Source organism: Peptoniphilus indolicus ATCC 29427, assembly GCF_000227315.1.
Taxonomy (GTDB): Bacteria; Bacillota; Clostridia; order Tissierellales; family Peptoniphilaceae; genus Peptoniphilus; species Peptoniphilus indolicus.
Genome location: NZ_JH165063.1, coordinates 66,756 through 68,862 on the forward strand (window position 1 = coordinate 66,756; position 2,107 = coordinate 68,862).

The 2,107-nt window shown below is 31.6% G+C and carries 4 protein-coding genes; 3 read left to right on the top strand and 1 reads right to left on the bottom strand.

All coding sequences use genetic code 11. The annotated features are described in order from the left end of the window. Together HMPREF9129_RS12035 and pta are read left to right on the top strand one after the other, a co-directional pair. Positions 1-218: hypothetical protein (locus HMPREF9129_RS12035; RefSeq protein WP_004821928.1), on the top strand; the 218-nt coding region annotated here is incomplete at its 5' end. Continuing rightward, complete coding sequence (gene pta / locus HMPREF9129_RS07010; protein ID WP_004821929.1) at positions 209-1,180, top strand: phosphate acetyltransferase; 972 nt, start codon at positions 209-211, stop codon at positions 1,178-1,180. The genes HMPREF9129_RS12035 and pta, both read left to right, overlap by 10 nt. Before the next feature lie 41 nt (positions 1,181-1,221). Here the strand turns inward: pta and HMPREF9129_RS07015 are convergent, their stop codons facing one another. Beyond that, the gene (locus tag HMPREF9129_RS07015; RefSeq protein WP_004821931.1) at positions 1,222-1,605 is read right to left on the bottom strand and encodes a winged helix-turn-helix transcriptional regulator; all 384 of its coding nucleotides are present in this window, start codon (positions 1,603-1,605) and stop codon (positions 1,222-1,224) included. 115 nt (positions 1,606-1,720) lie between these two features. Between HMPREF9129_RS07015 and HMPREF9129_RS12430 the strand changes: the two genes are divergently transcribed. Continuing rightward, a partial coding sequence (locus HMPREF9129_RS12430) for a cation transporter (protein ID WP_040552776.1) occupies positions 1,721-2,107 on the top strand: 387 nt, incomplete at its 3' end.

Here is a 2,107-nt window from a genome sequence, read left to right on the forward strand (position 1 = left end):
TATTAAATTTGATATTTAATATTGGGAAAGGGTATTCTTTTTATAATGATAACTTGAAATTAAAAATAAATCAATTTAGTTTGCTAAATGTTAGAAATCTTAAAAAATATGATACTTTCAAAGATTTACATTTAAGGAAAACACGAGAAAAAATGCAAATATACTACAGATGTGGTATAGTAGTAATGAATAAAAAGGGAGGATTAATATGTATTTAATTGATCAACTAAAAATTAAAGTAAGCGAAAAATGCCCTACAATAGTTTTTCCGGAAGGCGAAGATGAGAGAATTCTTGGAGCAGTTAAAAGACTAAAAGATGAAAAAATATTAAATCCAATAGTTCTTGGGGATAGACAAGAAGTTGAAGCTACAGCTAAGAAATTAAATGTTAATTTAGATGAATTAAACTTTATAGATCCAGCTGAATATGCAGAAATAGATGAACTTAAAGAAGCTCTTCTTGAAAGACGTAAAGGAAAACTTGATGATGTCAGAGCGACAAATTTATTAAAAGACGTTAACTATTTTGGAACAATGCTTGTATATACAAAAAAAGCAGATGGACTTGTATCAGGGGCTGTGCACACTACAGGTGAAACAGTAAAACCTGCTCTTCAAATAATAAAGACTCAAGAAGGATTTAAGAGAACTTCAGGAGCATTCATATTATTAAAAGGAGAAGAGATGTATATAGCTGCAGACTGTGCAATAAACATTGAACACGATGCAGAATCACTAGCTGAAGTTGCAGTTATAACAGGAAGAACAGCTAAAGCTTTTGGAATGGATCCTAAGGTTGCTATGCTTTCATTCTCAACATTGGGTTCAGCTTCACATGAACTTGTGGACAAAGTTGCAAACGCAACCGTACTTGCGAAAGAAATGGACCCTGAGCTTGTAGTAGATGGGGATCTTCAATTTGATGCAGCATTCGTACCTGAAGTTGCAGCTAAAAAAGCGCCAAGGTCAGAAGTTGCGGGACATGCAAATGTATTTATTTTCCCTTCACTTGAAGCAGGAAATATTGGATATAAATTAATCCAAAGATTTGGTGGATTTGAAGCGGTAGGACCAATTCTACAAGGTCTAAATGCACCGGTAAATGATTTATCAAGAGGATGTAATGAAGATGAAGTTTACTCTTTAGCTATAATTACAGCAGCTCAATCAATAATGTAAATAAAATAAAAAAGTCGTAGAGTTAATTGCTCTACGATTTTTTATAATGACTTATAAATATAATCATCTATTTTTTTCATGTTACAACAAGGGTGCTTTCCCTTAGATTTCATAAAATCACTTCCCCAATTATACATTGCATTTAAAATTGGAAGTAAGCTTTCACCAAGCTCTGTGAGAGAGTATTCAACTTTAGGCGGAACAACCGGATATACTTCTCTGTGAATGAGCATATTATCTTCAAGTTCCCTAAGCTGTTGAGTGAGCATTTTAGGCGTTGCTTGTTCTATTAAAGTTTTTAATTCAGAATAACGCAGAGTTTTTCCGGTTAAGTGCCATAATATCAGCGCTTTATATTTTCCGCCAATTAAAGAGATTGTTGTATAAACAGGGCAGTCTACTGTCATGTCGTCTTTAGATTTCATAATTTGCTCCTTAGTATATTTTTAGATAGTATAATACAAAAATGTATATTCTTGTTAATAAGAAACTGTAGATATATAATAAATTTAAAAATAATATGTGTCAAGGGTGGTAGAGATGAAACAAAGTTTTGATGTTACTGGCATGAGTTGTGCAGCTTGTTCTACTAGATTAGAAAAGAAAATTTCAAAAATGGATGGAGTGGAAAAAGTAAGTGTTAATCTTTTGACAAATTCTATGTTGGTAGATTATAAAGATAATATAACTGATAAAGATATAATAAAAGTTGTAGAAGATACGGGATTTGGAGCAACTGTAAAAGGAAATGCTAAAGTAGAAAAATCAGAGCTCAAAGAAAATAATGAATTAAAAGAGATGAAAAGAAGATTGTTAGTATCATTATTTTTTACAATTCCTCTTTTTTATATAGCAATGGGAGAAATGTGGGGAATGCCTATTCCAAAAATTTTAACTGGAGTTGAAAATTCTATCACATTTGCATTT

Excerpts from the sequence above, each read along its gene's own strand:
- pta (WP_004821929.1), top strand. The coding sequence starts at position 209 with ATGTATTTAATTGATCAACTAAAAATTAAAGTAAGCGAAAAATGCCCT.
- HMPREF9129_RS07015 (WP_004821931.1), bottom strand. The coding sequence starts at position 1,605 with ATGAAATCTAAAGACGACATGACAGTAGACTGCCCTGTTTATACAACA.